Source organism: Lentzea sp. NPDC051213 (assembly GCF_044455585.1).
Taxonomy (GTDB): domain Bacteria; phylum Actinomycetota; class Actinomycetes; order Mycobacteriales; family Pseudonocardiaceae; genus Lentzea.
The window spans coordinates 48,335-62,734 of sequence record NZ_JBITEX010000003.1 but is presented as its reverse complement, the minus strand read 5'-3'; the positions used below and the strand labels follow the sequence as shown (position 1 = coordinate 62,734).

Below are 14,400 nucleotides of genomic sequence, written 5' to 3'. Positions count from 1 at the left end.
GGCAAATGGACGTCGTCGTCGGCCGTGTGGCCAAGGCGCACGGGATCACTGGCGAACTCGCCATTGACGTGCGCACCGATTCACCCGAAATGCGGTTCGCTCTTGGGGCCACGCTCCAGGGCAAGCTGCGTGACGGCACGTTCCGAAGCCTCACCGTGTCAGCCGCCCGGCCTCATGCCGGGCGGCTGCTCGTGCGTTTCGAGGAAGTCGTCACGCGTGATGTCGCGGAGTCGTTGCGCGGCACTTTGCTGCTGGGCAGCACCGACGACCTGCCGCCGAACGACGACCCCGACGAGTTCTACGACCACGAGCTCGAAGGGCTCGCGGCGGAGCACGTCGACGGTACGAAGCTCGGCACGGTCAAGGAGATCCTGCACGGTCTCGGCGGTGAGCTGCTGGTGCTGGTCATGGACGAGCGCGAGGTGCTCGTGCCGTTCGTGCGCGAGATCGTGCCGACCGTCGACGTTCGCGGTGGCCGCGTCGTGATCGACCCGCCAGAGGGTCTGATCGATGCAGATTGACGTCGTCACGATCTTCCCGGAGTACCTGGCGCCGCTGCGTGCCGCGTTGCTCGGGAAGGCGATCGACAAAGGCCTGATCAGCGTCGGTGTCCACGACCTGCGGGACTGGACCCAGGACGTGCACAAGGCCGTCGACGACAGCCCGTACGGCGGTGGCCCCGGCATGGTCATGAAGGCCGACATCTGGGGCCAGGCGCTCGATGACGTGTGCACCGACCAGACGCGCCTCATCGTGCCGACGCCGGCCGGACGTCCGTTCACCCAGGCGCTCGCGCACGAGTACGCGGCCGAAGAGCACCTCGTGTTCGCGTGCGGTCGCTACGAGGGCATCGACCAGCGTGTTGTTGATGACGCATCACGGCGCGTGCGCGTCGATGAGGTGTCCATCGGTGACTACGTGCTGGTCGGCGGCGAGGTGGCCGTGCTCGCGATCGTGGAAGCGGTCGCGCGGCTGCTGCCCGGCGTGCTCGGGAACCCGAAGTCGCACGCCGAGGACTCGTTCCAGGACGGCCTGCTCGAAGGCCCGAGCTACACGCGGCCGGAGGTGTGGCGCGAGCTCGCCGTGCCGGACGTGCTGCGTGGCGGGAACCACAAGCTGATCAACCGCTGGCGGCGCGACCAATCGCTCGTGAGGACCTTCGAAAGGCGTCCTGACCTGCTGGAATCGTTGCCGGCGGAAGCGTTGGACAAGCACGACCGGGCACTGCTCGCGCGCCTGCGCGAGGGCGAGGAGTAGCCCGATTTCATTCCGGGGTGCCCCGTCTGGCACACTGGAACAGTTGCCGCAGCCGGTTGTCATACCGGCGCGCGCCCAGCCGACCCCCATCATGTCGTGCACTGTCATGGAACATGCTCTGGGGAGTTCACAGATACGTGAGGAACCACCGATGAACATCCTGGACGCACTCGACGCCCAGTCGCTGCGCTCTGACATCCCGAGCTTCCGCGCGGGTGACACGCTGAAGGTCCACGTCCGCGTCATCGAGGGCTCGCGCGAGCGCGTCCAGGTGTTCCAGGGCGTCGTGATCCGTCGCCAGGGCGGCGGCATCCGCGAGACCTTCACCGTCCGCAAGGTCTCGTTCGGTGTCGGCGTCGAGCGCACCTTCCCGGTGCACTCCCCGAACATCGCCGAGATCGAGGTCGCGACCCGCGGTGACGTGCGTCGCGCCAAGCTGTACTACCTGCGCGACCTGCGCGGCAAGGCCGCCAAGATCAAGGAGAAGCGCGAGGCCCGCCCGGTCTCCTGACCGGTGGCTTCAAGCACAGAAGACTTCGAGGACGCCTCCGCACCGGATGAACCGGAGCGGGGGCGCACTCCTGTCTGGAGAGAAATCCTCTACGTAGTCGTGACGGCCGTCGTGCTGACGGTGCTGATCCAGGCGTTCGTGGCGCGGGTCTACGTGATCCCCTCGGCGTCGATGGAGCGCACGCTGCACGGCTGCGGCGGCTGCGAGAACGACCGCGTGCTGGTCGACAAGATCATTTACCGCTTCGGCGACGTCGAGGCGGGCGAGGTGGTCGTGTTCCGCGGCCCCGCGGCGTGGACGACGAACGACTTCCGCACACCGCCGTCGACGAACCCTGTTGCGCGCGTTGTGCAGAACATCGGTTCGCTGCTGGGCATCGCGCCTGCGAACGAGCGTGACTTCGTCAAGCGCGTCATCGCGCTGCCTGGCCAGACGGTGCAGTGCTGCGATGAGCAGCACCGTCTTGTCGTGGACGGCAAACCGCTTGATGAGCCCTACGTGTACTGGCAGCCCGGCACTTCGCCGGCGGACCACCAGCCGTTCGCTCCGGTGCGCGTGCCGGAGGGGCACCTGTTCATGATGGGCGACAACCGGATGAACTCGACCGACTCGCGCAAACAGGGCGGCGGGGGCGTAGCGGGCACGGTGCCGATCGAGAACGTCATCGGCAAGGCCCGCTACATCGTTTTCCCGAAAGATCGGTGGAGTGTTGTGTCGGATCACAACCCTCAGCCCCTAGGCTGATCTCGTGGTTGACGTCGATCCAGAGCAGACCCCGTCCAGCGACGAGCCGAGTTCGGACGCTTCGGATAAACCTTCGAAGAAGAAGAAAAAGGGCAACTTCTGGAAGGAACTGCCGGTTCTCATCCTGGTCGCGTTCGGCCTCGCGATCGGCATCCAGATCTTCCTCGGTCGCGTCTACATGATCCCGTCGGAGTCGATGGAGTCGACGCTGCACGGGTGCACCGACTGCTACGGCGACCGGGTGCTCGTGGACAAGGTCACCTACCGCTTCACCGAGCCGGCGCCGGGCGACGTGATCGTGTTCCGCGGGCCCGCGTCGTGGCAGAACGACTTCATCACCGACGAGCCCGGCAACCCGATCTCGCAGGGGCTGTCGTGGCTGGGGTCGCTCGTCGGGCTGCCGTCGGCGAACGAGGAGGACTTCGTCAAGCGCGTGATCGCCGTCGGCGGGCAGACCGTGAAGTGCTGCGACGAGCAGAACCGCGTGACGGTCGACGGCAAGCCGCTCGACGAGCCGTACAAGCACTACGACGAGGGCACGCCGGCCGAGCAGGAGGCGTTCGAGGAGCTCAAGATCCCGGACGGGATGTTGTTCGTGCTGGGCGACAACCGCAACCACTCGTGCGACTCGCGCTGCCAGGGGCAGGGCGGGCTCAACGGGCTGGTGCCGGTGGACAACGTGATCGGCAAGGCGCGCGTGATCGTGCTGCCGCCGTCGAGGTGGGGCGGGGTGTCCGACCACGACCCGCAGACAGTGTCGATGGGTGCACCGGGCTGGCAGGAGAACGTTCCGCTGGGCGTGGGTATCGTCGCGGCGTGGCCGCTTCTGCTGCTCGGGCGTCGAGTGCGAGACCGATTCCGCCGATGACCATGCTGTTGCCGCCTCGCGCGGTGGTGAGGGGCTCGGCGGGCAACTGGGCGCTGCAGGGCTCGCTGGAGCGCCGTGGGCTCGGTCCGGTCGCCGGCGTCGACGAGGCAGGGCGCGGCCCCTGTGCCGGGCCGTTGGTGATTGCGGCGTGCGTGTTGCGGCCGGGTGACGCGGCACGGCTCGAGGGTTTGAACGACTCGAAGCTGATGACGGCTCTGGCGCGCGACCGGATGTACGACCTGGTGCTGAAGCGTGCCGTGGATCACTCCGTGATCGTCGTGTCGCCCGCCGAGATCGACTGGCTGGGCATCCACGTCATGAACCTCGAGGGCATGCGGCGCGCGGTGGCGCAGATGGGGACGCACCCCGGATACGTGCTGACCGACGGCTTCAAGGTGCCGGGGATGCCCGCGCCGAGCGTCGCGGTGATCAAGGGCGACCAGGCGGCGGCGTGCGTGGCGGCGGCATCTGTGCTGGCCAAGGTCACGCGGGACCGGATCATGGAGGACCTGCACTCGCGGTATCCGCAGTACGGGTTCAACGTGCACAAGGGGTACTGCACACCGGAGCACACCGCCGCGTTGATGGAACACGGGCCGTGTGCAGAGCATCGCTGGTCGTATGTAAATGTGGCAGCGGCGGCCTCCAAGCACGGTCTCGCCGCGCCGCACAGGGTGGCGCGCGGTACGACCGTGACGGCTGTGGTCCAGAATGATGCAACCCCGGCTGACGCCGGGGAGCTCGCGACGAGTGAGGGCGCGGAGCAGATGACCCGCGCGGAGGCGTAATGAGTGCAGAGGATCTCGAGAAGTACGAGACCGAGATGGAGCTGTCGCTGTACAAGGAGTACCGCGACATCGTCAGCCAGTTCTCGTTCGTCGTGGAGACCGAACGGCGTTTCTACCTGGCCAACTCGGTGGACGTGCAGGTGCGCAACGCCGACGGCGAGGTGTACTTCGAGGTGCGCATGTCGGACGCGTGGGTGTGGGACATGTACCGCCCCGCGCGCTTCGTCAAGAACGTTCGTGTCATCACGTTCAAGGACGTGAACGTGGAGGAGCTGGACAAGCCGGACCTTCGCCTGCCGGAAAGCGGGCCGTTCCCCACATAGCACACCCCACCGACAATTCCGCCGTTTCAAGATCGACAACGGCCGACTTGTCCACAGCCGCCGAGTTGTCCACAGATTCCCCTCAGCCCGGCCACCCACCCCGCCCCACCCTGCAAGGTCGTACCCAACGACCCGCAGGGAGGCGAGGGCAATGGCAGCGCAGGCAGTGGTGGGCACCCGGCAGCAGGAGCTGGGGCACAAGGGGGAAGACCTGGCGTGCAGGTACCTGGAGGGGCAGGGCCTGGTCGTCCTGTCGCGGAACTGGACGTGCCGCGACGGCGAGCTCGATGTCGTGGCCGTGGAGGGCGACCGCCTGGTCGTCTGCGAGGTCAAGACCCGGACAGGTCCGGTGTGGGGCCGTCCGGACGAGGCTGTGGACGAGCGCAAGCTGTCCCGCCTGCGCCGAACAGCCCTGCGCTGGCTGGCCGCCCACCGGGTCGGCTGGTGCCCGGTCCGGGTAGACCTGATCTCGGTCACCTGGCCCCCTGACGGCGAACCGCAGCTGGAACACCTGCGGGGAGCCTGAGATGGGTCTCGCGCAGGCGTGGTCGGTGGCCCTCTGCGGCGTGGACGGTCTGCCCGTGGAGATCGAGGCCGACGTGGGCGTGGGCCAGCCCCGCACCCACCTCCTCGGCCTGCCGGACGCTTCTTTGCACGAGTCGAAGGAGCGGGTGAAGGCCGCCGTCCGCAACAGCAACGAAGAGTGGCCCAAGCAGCGCATCGTCCTGGGCCTCTCCCCGGCGAACCTGCCCAAGGGCGGCAGCAGCTACGACCTGGCCATCGCCTGCGCGACCCTGGCCGCCGCTGGCTCGGTCCCGCCCGACCGCCTGGCCGGCACCGTGCTGCTGGGCGAACTGGCCCTGGACGGTCGCGTCCGCCCGATCCGAGGCGTCCTCCCGTCCCTGCTGGCCGCCCGCCGTGCCGGCCTGCACACCGCCGTCGTCCCGGTGGACGCCCTGCCCGAAGCCGCGCTGGTGGACGGCGTGGAAGTCCACGGCGCGGTGACGCTGTCCGAGGTCCTCGCCTGGCTGCGAGCCGAACTCGCCGCCCTGCAACCTCCTTCGCCGGCCGAGGAGCCGGGCCCTCCGGAAGGCCCCGACCTGGCGGACGTGGTGGGCCAGCCAGAGGCCCGCTGGGCGCTGGAGGTGGCCGCCGCGGGCGCCCACCACCTGCTCCTGAGCGGCCCACCGGGCACCGGCAAGACCATGCTGGCCGAACGCCTGGCCGGCCTGCTCCCACCCCTGACCCGCCAGGACGCGCTGGCCGTGACAGCCGTCCACTCGGTAGCCGGCGTCCTGACGTCCGACTCCCCGCTGGTGGCCAGCCCCCCGTTCGTCTCCGTCCACCACACCACGTCGATCACCGCGCTGGTGGGCGGCGGCACCGGCATGGCAAAGCCGGGCGCCGCCTCCCAGGCCCACAAGGGCGTCCTGTTCCTGGACGAGGCCTGCGAGTTCGGCCCGAAGACCATCGACACCCTCCGCACAGCCCTGGAAGCCGGCGAGGTCCGCATAGCCCGCCGCGACGGCGTAGCCCGCTACCCGGCCCGCTTCCAGCTGATCCTCGCCACGAACCCCTGCCCCTGCGCCCCGCCGAAAGAGATCGACTGCGTCTGCACCCCGATAGTCCGCCGCCGCTACCAGGCCCGCCTCTCCGGCCCGCTGCTGGACCGCGTGGACCTCCGCGTCCGCATGAGAGCCACCACAGCCATGTCGAACGCCGACGCCGCACCCCCAGAACCCACCGCCACAGTCCGCGAACGCGTCCTGAAAGCCAGAACCCGAGCCGCGACCCGCTGGTCGAGCCACGGCCACAGCTGGCCCACCAACGCAGCGGTCCCAGGCCCAGCCCTACGCCGCGAGTTCGCCCTGCCGCGCCCGACAACGGCCCTGCTGGACCGAGCCCTGGCCACAGGCGCCCTGACGGGCAGAGGAGCCGACCGCTGCCTGCGAGTCGCCTGGACCCTCGCCGACCTAGCCGAGTCGGCCCGCCCCACCGCCGACCACGTAGCCGCCGCCCTGAACTTCCGAGAACGCCGCTCCAAATGACCCCCACCCCAAGCCCGCCACTCGACCAGCGGCCCACCTCACCGATCTGGCCGAGCCCACAGACCTAGCCCACTCGCCACCCCAAGCCGCCGGGCGCGGAGCACTCAAGCCCCGACTCCGTGCCCGGCCCTGATCGAGCGGGCCGCCCGCCCCACCCCTGACGGGCGGCCCGCTCACCCACCCGGCCAGAGCCGAACCTGACGCGGCTCGGACCGGCCCACCCGACCGGCGCCGCCAAGCGTGCTGCAGGCGCCGTCCCAGAACGGCCGGGCGCGGGGCCCCACTCCCTCTCCGCGCCCGGCTTCCGAGCGGGCCGCCCGCCTGTCCCCGGCGGGCGCCCCGCTCACCTGATCACCGCCCACAACTGACCTTCGACCGAGTCGCCCGCTCGACAGCGCTGTCTCGCCGCTTACCTCTCGCGACCTACTTCGCAGCCCCTAGAGGCCCGTCCGCCTCGCCACACAACCTTGCCCCGGAGCCCGGAGCCCGGAGCCCAGCCCGCTTCTCTTGCCGCCCAGCCAGCCGAAGCCCCCGCACGAACAGGAGCCCGACCATGACCGCACTCCTCATCCCCGAACTCTCCGCCGCCGCAGCCGTTCCCACCCTGCTTCGGCTCCCGTGCACAGTCCGCCGACGCTCCTCCGACAGCAGCCCTCCGCACCCATGGCGCCCCCACCCATGGCACCGATGGCTGCCCTGGTGGTGGTTCCGGTGACCACTGCGCCGCCCGCCGCGCCAGCCACCCCGGCCGCCGCCCCGCCAACCGTCCAGCGGACCGTCTCGCCGACCAGCCCGCCGCACGTTCAACCGCCTGCCCCGCCGACCACCCCGGCGACCACCCCGCCGACCACCCCGGCGACCACCCCGCCGACCACCCCGTCGGCCACCCCGTCGGCCACGCCGCCGACCGTCCAACCGCCGGCCGCGCCGCCCGCCGCGTCACCAGCTGCGCCGCCCGACGCGGTCCGGCTGGCGAGGGCGTACCTCTCCCGAGTAGCCGAGCCCTACGCCTCCGCACTCTCCGCCCTGGTCTCCCAGGTAGGCCCGGTAGAGGCCGCGGAACTGGTCCGCTCCGGCGAAGTCACCCCGACCGTCGCCAGCCAGACCTCGGCCCGCAGAGCCGAAGAGCGGGCGCACGAAGACATCGAGCGCATCACCAAGCTCGGAGGTCGCCTGGTCATCCCGGAAGACGACGAGTGGCCGCGGTGGCCTTTCGTGGCGCTGGCGAACACGGCTGGTCGTGGGCATCGGGCCGGCGGCGAGCCGCTTGCGTTGTGGGTGCGTGGGCCGCACGACCTTGCGGAGGTGACGGAGAAGGCTGTCGCGGTCGTTGGGTCGCGGGCGGCCAGTGGGTACGGGGAGCATGTTGCGGCTGAGTTCGCTTACGGGTTGGCGCAGGCGGGAGTGACCGTCGTTTCCGGTGCGGCGTATGGGATTGATGGCGCCGCCCATCGGGGTGCGCTGGGGGCCGGTGGCGTGACGATCGCGGTGTTGGCGTGCGGGGCCGAGACGGCTTATCCGGCTGGGCATCAGGGATTGCTGGGCAAGATCGCTCGGGAAGGGCTGATCGTCAGCGAGTACCCGCCTGGGGTTATGCCTGCGCGGCACCGGTTTCTTACGCGCAACCGCCTTATCGCGGCGTTGGGTGGCGGCACTGTCGTTGTGGAGGCCGGGCGGCGTAGTGGAGCCAAGAACACTGCTGCGATCACGGTTGCGCTTGGGCGGCCGTTGATGGCTGTGCCCGGGCCGGTGACATCGGCCAGTTCGGTCGGGTGTCACGAGTTGTTGCGGGACAAGCAGGCCGAGGCTGTTGGGTCGGTCGCGGAGATCGTGGAGTCGGTGGGGCGGTTCGGGGACGACCTCGCCACCGAGCCCGCGGAGAAGGCGAGTGAGCTCGGGGCGCCGCAGGGCGAGGCGATGCGGGTGTACGAGGCGATGGGGAAGCGGTGCGGGGTCAGCGACGAGCTCGTGTCGGTTGAGTCCGGGGTGCCGCTGGAGCGGGTGCGGGCGTTGTTGCCCGAACTGGAGTTGGCCGGGCTCGCCCTGCAGGTCGACGGCGGCTGGCAGAAGCTGGAGGTGCGGTGATCAGGTTCCGCGGATGGAGGCCGCGACCTCCTCCGCCTGGTCGAGGCTGGTGAACTGGCCCGGTAGCTGCACCGTGTCACTGGTCAGGGGCTGGAGGATCTCTGGTGCGGCGAGCACTTCGTCGTTGACCAGGAACGCCAGGCGCTCGCCACGCCCTGGGGTTGACCTGCGGCTTCACTTCCGTCATCTGGCGGCGCCACCGGCCTCGCGGCCCAGGTCCGGGTCGGGTTCCTGGGCGTTGTCGCCCAGCACGAGGGCGGCGACCACCGCGTCGGCCAGGGCTTCGGCCTTCTGGCGTTTCATGCCGAGCGCTAGGGCGCGCTGCAGGGCGATCTCGCGTATTTCGGCTAGTTGTGCGGTGGTCAGCGGGGTGGACGGCAGCTCAAGTGGTTCGAGGGGCTTGCGGCGGATCTTGCGCCACGCCTTGCGCAGGGCTCCCGCGGTGCTGTCGCGCACCGCCTGGCCGACGCTGTCGGAGACCGCGGTGATCACGCTGGCGGACACGAGGGCGATCACGGGCGTCGCCAGCGCGACGATGTCGCCTGGTCCGAAGGCCAGCGGGTCGTCGTGGGCCTGGCGCAGCCTGCGCTCGGCCTGCCTGGGGTTCTCCAAGTACGGAGCGGCGACGATGTCGAACGAAGACAGCTCCTCGGGAGCGATCTTGCGTACGACTCGGCGAGCTAGCTCATCGGCTGTTCGGACGGTGGTGCTGGCTACCATCGCTACTCCGAAAGGTGATCTGTACTTGCCGCCAAACCCCTCGTCGTCACAGGGAGTTGAAACGTTATCGTGTTCCCGATCATGAGAGCGCTCTCAACTGGCGCGGGGGTGTGGCGATACTTGACCAAACGCCCCGACTGGCGCAGCGTCTTGGCCTATGTCCTCGCCGCCGCATGGTCGGACACGTCGTGTCGATCTCGTTCGCCTGCGCGAAAAACTGCCGGCGGGCGTTGCAGACGTGTTGCGACAGTACGAACGGCACCTCACGTTGGAGCGTGACCTTTCGCCGCACACCGTGCGCGCGTACATCGGGGATGCGGTGGCATTGTTGGGACATGTCGCGGGGAATATCCCGGAAAACGCCGATGTCGGGCGCGTCGACCTCACGCTCACGGCATTGCGGTCATGGCTTGCCGCGCAACGCGCGTCGGGTGCCAGCCGCACCACGCTCGCGCGACGGGCCGCCGCAGCGCGCACGTTCAGCGCATGGGCGCATCGTGCGGGCCATTTGGCCGCAGACCCGGGCCCTCGACTGGCCGCCCCGCGACCACATCGGACATTGCCGTCCGTGCTGCGCGCGGACCAGGCGAAGGAGGCGATGGAGGCCGTATCCTCTGGCGCGTCCGAGGGTGATCCGGTTGCGCTGCGTGATCAGGCCGTGGTGGAGTTGCTGTACGCCACAGGTATCCGCGTGGCCGAACTCTGTGGTCTTGATCTCGACGACGTGGACTACTCCCTAAGGGTGATTCGAGTTCTGGGCAAAGGTGGACGCGAGCGCAGCACGCCGTTCGGCGTGCCGGCCGAGCGAGCGGTGCGGCGGTGGCTGGACGAGGGGCGAAACGCCCTGGTAGCACCGGATTCGCCACCGGCGTTGTTCCTCGGTGCCCGTGGTGGCCGGTTGAACCAGCGTGCCGTTCGCACGCTGGTGCACGAGGTCGTCGCCGTGGTACCCGATGCGCCGGACATCGGGCCGCACGGGTTGCGCCACTCCGCTGCGACCCATTTGCTGGAAGGAGGAGCGGACCTGCGCACCGTCCAAGAACTGCTTGGTCACGCTACGCTCGCAACGACTCAGCTTTACACACACGTCACTGTCGAACGGCTGAAGGCGATCCATGACCGAACCCACCCCCGTTCCTGACGCCGCAGGGGGAGGATCGCGTACGGCGACCGTGCCCCCTGAACCCATCGTGCCCGCGCCAGCTGCGAAGCAGGCGAGCAACGGGCACCGTCAGAACGGCGCGCCGCGCACCGAGGCGACCTCCGAGCCTGGTGCCAACACGCATGTCAACGGCACGCCCGCGGCCGTCCCGACTGCCGTGACGCGCGCGGACGCCCGGTCTGGTGACGACGTCGAGGCCGGCATCGTCGCGCTGTGGCGCAGCTACGGCCAGTCCCGCGAGCAGAGCCAGCGCGACCGCCTGGTGCTGCACTACGCGCCGCTGGTCAAGTACGTCGCCGGCCGCGTCGGCACCGGCCTGCCAGCCCACGTGGACGTGGCCGATCTGATCCAGTCCGGCATCTTCGGCCTGGTCGACGCGATCGAGAAGTTCGAGCCGGAACGCGGCCTCAAGTTCGAGACCTACGCCATGCAGCGCATCCGCGGCGCGATCCTCGACGACCTGCGCTCCCAGGACTGGGTGCCGCGCTCGGTCCGCAGCCGTGCCCGCGACGTCGAGCGCGCCCTGGAACGGCTCGGCGCCAAGCTGCAGCGCACGCCCACCGACCGCGAGCTCGCCGCAGAGCTCAAGATCGGCCTGGCGGAGCTGCGCGAGCTGTACGGCCAGCTCCAGCTGACCAGCGTCGTCGCCCTCGACGAGCTGATCGCCCCGAACAAGGGCGGCTCCTCGCTGGCCGAATCGCTGCCGGACGATGCCGCGGAAGACCCGGTCGCGAGCCTCGTCGACCAGGACAGCCGCCGGCAGCTGGCCGACGCGATAGCCCAGCTGGCCGAACGCGACCGCGTGGTCGTGACCCTGTACTACTTCGAGAACCTGACCCTCGCCGAGATCGGCAAGGTTCTCGGTGTCACCGAGTCCAGGGTCTGCCAGCTCCACACCCGCGCCGTCCTGCGCCTTCGCACCAAGCTCAACGAGCAGTCCGAGGCCTGACCGGCACCCTCCTTTCTCGCCCGAATCCTGCCCGCGCCGGGCTTTCAGACCGCTTTCCGGGCCCTTTCAGCCCGAATTCACTCGAACGGGTGGTACTTGGAGCGACTCCAAGCACGCCGCGTGCGCGCACTCGTCGAGCCGCTGATCTCGGACAGGTGTGCCGGGAGGCGGGCAGGAGGGCAGCGACCAGCCGCCTCCCGGCACCTGCCGGGCGCCCGGCAGACGCGCAACGGGGACGCGCCGCCGTCGACCTCAACCGCGCCGGGGGAAGCGGCGGGAGAGCGCCCGATCGGGCCGCTGCGGGCGTGACGGGTCGCCGCGCAGCGGAAGCGACACGCCTAACCGCCCCGGGCCGGAATTTCGGCGTCCAAGGGCAGCAGCCGGACCCGGCCCGGCGAGACGAGCCGCAAGGGATCCAGGTACTCGGCGCCGCGCCGGACGCCCCAGTGCAGGCACGGCGAAGCGCAGTGGCCCGGCTGCAGGTGCCCGAGCACCTCACCCCGCCGCACCGGGCGACCGGCCGCCACCGCCGGCGCGACCGGCTCGTACGTCGTCCGCAGGCCGCCGCGGTGTTCGACCGAGACCAGCGTGCGGGCGGCGACAGCGCCCGCGTAGACCACGACACCGTCACCGGCGGCGAGCACCGGCGTGCCCTCGGCCCCGGCGAGGTCGACGCCGCGATGGCCAGGGCCGAACGGCGTCGCGGGGGCGTGGAAGGTGCGGACCACCGGGTGTGGCGGCGGCAGAGGCCAGGTGAAGCGGGCGGGGGCCGGGGCCAGGAGGGTGGTGAGCACCAGGGCGGTGGGGAGGAGGGGCATGGGTCCACCGTGGGTGAAAGGGCACCTCGGGGACCAGCGGGGAGCTGGGAACTGTGGACAACTCGGCGGTTGTGGATAACTACCCGATGGGCGCAGGGGGCGATTCGGGGTTTGTCGGGGGTTGGGCGTAGACTGTCGGGCGCGTCCCGTCTATATGCGGGACGACTTCGCGTGCCAACGCAGATCCGACCGGCTGATCGCAGCTGGGTCGAGTCACGGCGTCCGACGGGTCCTGACGGTGGAGAGATCCTCCGCGGGTGCGGACGACGGCTATGGCACCAGGGCTGAAGGCCACCCGGCCTGAGGCGTCAACCGACCCGACGCGTGCAGATGAGACCTGGCGCGTCCGACAGATGAGGTGCGAACCGGCCATGGCCGTCGTAACCATGAGGCAGCTGCTTGACAGCGGCGTGCACTTCGGGCATCAGACCCGGCGCTGGAACCCGAAGATGAAGCGTTACATCTTCACCGAGCGCAACGGCATCTACATCATCGACCTGCAGCAGACGCTGACCTACATCGACCGGGCTTTCGAGTTCGTCAAGGAGACGGTCGCGCACGGCGGGTCGATTCTGTTCATCGGCACGAAGAAGCAGGCGCAGGAGGCCATCGCCAACGAGGCCCTCCGCGTCGGCATGCCTTACGTGAACCAGCGCTGGCTGGGCGGCATGCTCACCAACTTCTCCACGGTCCACAAGAGGCTTCAGCGCCTCAAGGAGCTGGAGTCGATGGAGCAGACCGGCGGTTTCCAGGGTTTCACCAAGAAGGAAATCCTGATGATGAACCGTGAGAAGGACAAGCTGGAGCGCACGCTCGGCGGTATCCGCGACATGTCCAAGGTGCCCAGCGCCGTGTGGATCGTGGACACCAAGAAGGAGCACATCGCGGTCGGCGAGGCTCGCAAGCTGAACATCCCGATCGTCGCGATCCTCGACACCAACTGCGACCCGGACGAGGTCGACTACCCGATTCCGGGTAACGACGACGCGATCCGCTCGGCCGCGCTGCTGACCAAGGTGGTGGCCGAGGCCGCTGCCGCCGGTCTCATGCAGCGCTCCGGCGCCCGCCGCGACGCCGCCGACGGCCAGGACAAGCCCGAGGTCGCGAGCGACGAGCCGCTGGCGGAGTGGGAGCAGGAGCTCCTGACGAACACCTCGGCCGCGGCGGCCCCCGCCGAGGCGGCTCCGGCCGAGCAGCCCGTCCAGTCCTGATTTCCCCCACGCGGCGCCCGCAACAGCGGGCGCCGCGTGACTCAAGCGCGTACATCGCAGAAGGAAAACGATGGCGAACTACACCACCGCGGACGTCAAGAAGCTCCGCGAGCTGACCGCCGCCGGCATGATGGACTGCAAGAAGGCGCTGGACGAGGCTGACGGCGACTTCGACAAGGCCGTCGAGATCCTGCGCATCAAGGGCGCCAAGGACGTCGGCAAGCGCGCCGAGCGCACCACGTCCAACGGCCTCGTGGCGGTCAAGGACGGCGCGATGGTCGAGCTGCGCTGCGAGACCGACTTCGTCGCCAAGAACGCGGACTTCATCGCGCTGGCCGACGACATCGTCGCGCTCGCCAAGGCCAACAAGGTCGCCGACGCCGACGCCCTCAAGGCCGTCGAGGTCGACGGCAAGACCGTGGACGCGCTGGTCCAGGAGTTCTCCGCCAAGATCGGCGAGAAGCTGGAGCTGGCGAAGGCCGTCGACTTCGACGGCACCGTCTCCGTCTACCTGCACAAGCGTGCCGCCGACCTGCCGCCCGCCGTCGGCGTGCTGGTCGAGTACACCGGTGACAACGCCGAGGTCGCGAAGGGCGCTGCCATGCAGATCGCCGCGATGCGCCCGAAGTTCGTCACCCGTGACGAGGTGCCCGAGGAGCTCGTCGCGAACGAGCGCCGCATCGCCGAGGAGACCGCTCGCGAGGAGGGCAAGCCGGAAGGCGCGCTGCCCAAGATCGTCGAGGGTCGCGTCAACGGCTTCTTCAAGGACGTCGTGCTCCTGGAGCAGGCTTCCGTGACGGACAGCAAGAAGACGGTCAAGGCTCTTCTGGACGAGGCCGGCGTGACGGTTACCCGTTTCGCTCGGTTCGAGGTCGGCCAGAGCTGATTGCAGTGAGGGCGGGGTTGCGCAGACATG

The 14,400-nt window shown here is 69.5% G+C and carries 16 protein-coding genes; 14 read left to right on the top strand and 2 right to left on the bottom strand.

All coding sequences use genetic code 11. The features are described 5' to 3' along the window. The first annotated feature begins 5 nt into the window (after positions 1 to 5). From rimM to dprA, 10 genes are all read left to right on the top strand, one after another. Positions 6 to 521: a ribosome maturation factor RimM gene (gene rimM, locus ACIA8G_RS13740; protein WP_396418771.1), complete on the top strand. Its 516-nt coding sequence runs from the start codon at positions 6 to 8 to the stop codon at positions 519 to 521. Next, positions 511 to 1,257: a tRNA (guanosine(37)-N1)-methyltransferase TrmD gene (gene trmD / locus ACIA8G_RS13735; RefSeq protein ID WP_396418770.1), complete on the top strand. Its 747-nt coding sequence runs from the start codon at positions 511 to 513 to the stop codon at positions 1,255 to 1,257. The genes rimM and trmD overlap by 11 nt, the downstream gene beginning before the upstream one ends. A 151-nt stretch (positions 1,258 to 1,408) precedes the next feature. Then, positions 1,409 to 1,768 (top strand): 50S ribosomal protein L19, encoded by a 360-nt coding sequence (gene rplS / locus ACIA8G_RS13730; RefSeq protein ID WP_396418769.1) that lies wholly within the window; start codon positions 1,409 to 1,411, stop codon positions 1,766 to 1,768. A 3-nt stretch (positions 1,769 to 1,771) separates the two neighbouring features. After that, complete coding sequence (gene lepB, locus ACIA8G_RS13725) at positions 1,772 to 2,512, top strand: signal peptidase I (protein ID WP_396418768.1); 741 nt, start codon at positions 1,772 to 1,774, stop codon at positions 2,510 to 2,512. 4 nt (positions 2,513 to 2,516) lie between these two features. After that, positions 2,517 to 3,380 carry a signal peptidase I gene (lepB, locus tag ACIA8G_RS13720; RefSeq protein WP_396418767.1) on the top strand — a complete coding sequence of 288 codons (864 nt, stop codon included), beginning with the start codon at positions 2,517 to 2,519 and terminating at the stop codon, positions 3,378 to 3,380. Beyond that, positions 3,377 to 4,168, top strand: a complete 792-nt coding sequence (locus ACIA8G_RS13715; protein ID WP_396418766.1) for a ribonuclease HII — start codon at positions 3,377 to 3,379, stop codon at positions 4,166 to 4,168. Before lepB (ACIA8G_RS13720) ends, ACIA8G_RS13715 begins: the two co-directional genes overlap by 4 nt. Then, positions 4,168 to 4,491: a DUF2469 domain-containing protein gene (locus ACIA8G_RS13710; protein ID WP_030468024.1), complete on the top strand. Its 324-nt coding sequence runs from the start codon at positions 4,168 to 4,170 to the stop codon at positions 4,489 to 4,491. The genes ACIA8G_RS13715 and ACIA8G_RS13710 overlap by 1 nt, the downstream gene beginning before the upstream one ends. Positions 4,492 to 4,642: 151 nt before the next feature. After that, positions 4,643 to 5,017, top strand: coding sequence for a YraN family protein (locus ACIA8G_RS13705; RefSeq protein ID WP_396418765.1), 375 nt, complete (start codon positions 4,643 to 4,645; stop codon positions 5,015 to 5,017). Between the two features lies 1 nt (position 5,018). Continuing rightward, complete coding sequence (locus ACIA8G_RS13700) at positions 5,019 to 6,539, top strand: YifB family Mg chelatase-like AAA ATPase (protein ID WP_396418764.1); 1,521 nt, start codon at positions 5,019 to 5,021, stop codon at positions 6,537 to 6,539. Between the two features lie 969 nt (positions 6,540 to 7,508). Then, entirely contained in the window at positions 7,509 to 8,624 is a 1,116-nt protein-coding gene (gene dprA / locus ACIA8G_RS13695; RefSeq protein WP_396419654.1) for a DNA-processing protein DprA, read from the top strand. A 183-nt stretch (positions 8,625 to 8,807) separates the two neighbouring features. Here the strand turns inward: dprA and ACIA8G_RS13690 are convergent, their stop codons facing one another. Continuing rightward, positions 8,808 to 9,344 carry a hypothetical protein gene (locus tag ACIA8G_RS13690; protein ID WP_396418763.1) on the bottom strand — a complete coding sequence of 179 codons (537 nt, stop codon included), beginning with the start codon at positions 9,342 to 9,344 and terminating at the stop codon, positions 8,808 to 8,810. 157 nt (positions 9,345 to 9,501) lie between these two features. Between ACIA8G_RS13690 and ACIA8G_RS13685 the strand changes: the two genes are divergently transcribed. Next, positions 9,502 to 10,485: a tyrosine recombinase XerC gene (locus ACIA8G_RS13685; RefSeq protein WP_396418762.1), complete on the top strand. Its 984-nt coding sequence runs from the start codon at positions 9,502 to 9,504 to the stop codon at positions 10,483 to 10,485. Continuing rightward, positions 10,460 to 11,455 carry a FliA/WhiG family RNA polymerase sigma factor gene (locus ACIA8G_RS13680; protein WP_396418761.1) on the top strand — a complete coding sequence of 332 codons (996 nt, stop codon included), beginning with the start codon at positions 10,460 to 10,462 and terminating at the stop codon, positions 11,453 to 11,455. Before ACIA8G_RS13685 ends, ACIA8G_RS13680 begins: the two co-directional genes overlap by 26 nt. 338 nt (positions 11,456 to 11,793) lie before the next feature. On the opposite strand, the gene ACIA8G_RS13675 is transcribed toward ACIA8G_RS13680, so the two are convergent. Further along, the gene (locus ACIA8G_RS13675) at positions 11,794 to 12,273 is read right to left on the bottom strand and encodes a M23 family metallopeptidase (protein WP_396418760.1); all 480 of its coding nucleotides are present in this window, start codon (positions 12,271 to 12,273) and stop codon (positions 11,794 to 11,796) included. Positions 12,274 to 12,644: 371 nt separating this feature from the next. Here ACIA8G_RS13675 and rpsB point away from each other — a divergent pair, with 371 nt between their 5' ends. Beyond that, positions 12,645 to 13,484 carry a 30S ribosomal protein S2 gene (gene rpsB / locus ACIA8G_RS13670; RefSeq protein ID WP_396418759.1) on the top strand — a complete coding sequence of 280 codons (840 nt, stop codon included), beginning with the start codon at positions 12,645 to 12,647 and terminating at the stop codon, positions 13,482 to 13,484. 70 nt (positions 13,485 to 13,554) lie between these two features. Next, the gene (gene tsf, locus ACIA8G_RS13665) at positions 13,555 to 14,370 is read left to right on the top strand and encodes a translation elongation factor Ts (RefSeq protein ID WP_396418758.1); all 816 of its coding nucleotides are present in this window, start codon (positions 13,555 to 13,557) and stop codon (positions 14,368 to 14,370) included. The last annotated feature ends 30 nt before the right edge of the window (positions 14,371 to 14,400 follow it).